Annotated in this window: 2 protein-coding genes; both read right to left on the bottom strand. The window is 71.5% G+C overall.

Annotation, left to right across the window (positions count from 1 at the left end; genetic code table 11):
• Positions 1-245: hypothetical protein (locus AX690_RS13115; protein WP_156449666.1), on the bottom strand; the 245-nt coding region annotated here is incomplete at its 3' end.
• A 78-nt stretch (positions 246-323) separates the two neighbouring features.
• On the bottom strand, positions 324-623 hold the full coding sequence (locus AX690_RS13110) for a hypothetical protein (protein ID WP_156449665.1): 300 nt from the start codon (positions 621-623) through the stop codon (positions 324-326).
• Positions 624-771: the final 148 nt, after the last annotated feature.

Genomic DNA, 771 nt, shown 5'->3' with positions numbered 1-771 from the left:
CCGGCGATCAGTAGGCGGCGGTGGCGCGGCGGACCGGTGACGGCGTGGTGGCTTCGCAGGGCGGCGTAGAGGGTGGCCACGGCGGTCAGGGGCGCGATGGCGGCGGCGGCGACGGCGAAGCGGGCCTCCGCGTGCTGGTCGGCCAGCAGGGTGGTCATGACGACCATGGCGACGCCATAGCCGAGGCACAGGACCAGCAGGCCCGAGAGGGCGCGGCGGCCACGCCGATGCGAGCTCACCTTCATCAGGACCATCCCGGCCGAGCCTGGAGCAAGCTAGACCCTAAGCCGAAAGCTCAGAGTTGTATAGCCGGGGCGTTCGCCTCACATCAGCCGCCAGGCCGTGACCAGGCCGGCGATGAAGGCGACGGCGCTGATCAGGGCCAGGGCCAGCAGCAGGCGGCGACGGCCGGGGCTCAGGCCCAGGGTGGCGTGACGGTCGGCCAGCCGCATCAGGGCCACGAAGCCGGTCGAGGCGGCGGCGAACGCGGCGATCACCGGCGCCAGGAGCTTCCATTGCCCCTCGCGATACAGCAGCGCCGCCACCACCAGGATCGCGCCCAACCCGGCCGCGTACAGGACGACCAGGGCCCGGCGCATCCGGGAGACGGCGTGAACGGTCATGGCGATCACCGGGTGAGCTACAGCGACGCTAAGGTAACGATGTTATCTTGAGTCGCAAAGACGGGGGGCATTCCGAGTTCCTCCCCCGCGATGCGGGGGAGGTGGCCCAGCGGGCCGGAGGGGGCTAGCTCGGCCGACCTCCAGCTCG

The organism is Caulobacter sp. CCH9-E1 (genome assembly GCF_001556515.1).
In the GTDB taxonomy this organism is placed as follows: Bacteria; Pseudomonadota; Alphaproteobacteria; order Caulobacterales; family Caulobacteraceae; genus Caulobacter.
The sequence above is the reverse complement of the archived record's forward strand: the minus strand, read 5'-3'. Positions and strand labels throughout refer to the sequence as shown.

Bases quoted from the DNA above. Each gene is read 5' to 3' on its own strand.
- AX690_RS13110 (WP_156449665.1), bottom strand. From the start codon at position 623: ATGACCGTTCACGCCGTCTCCCGGATGCGCCGGGCCCTGGTCGTCCTG.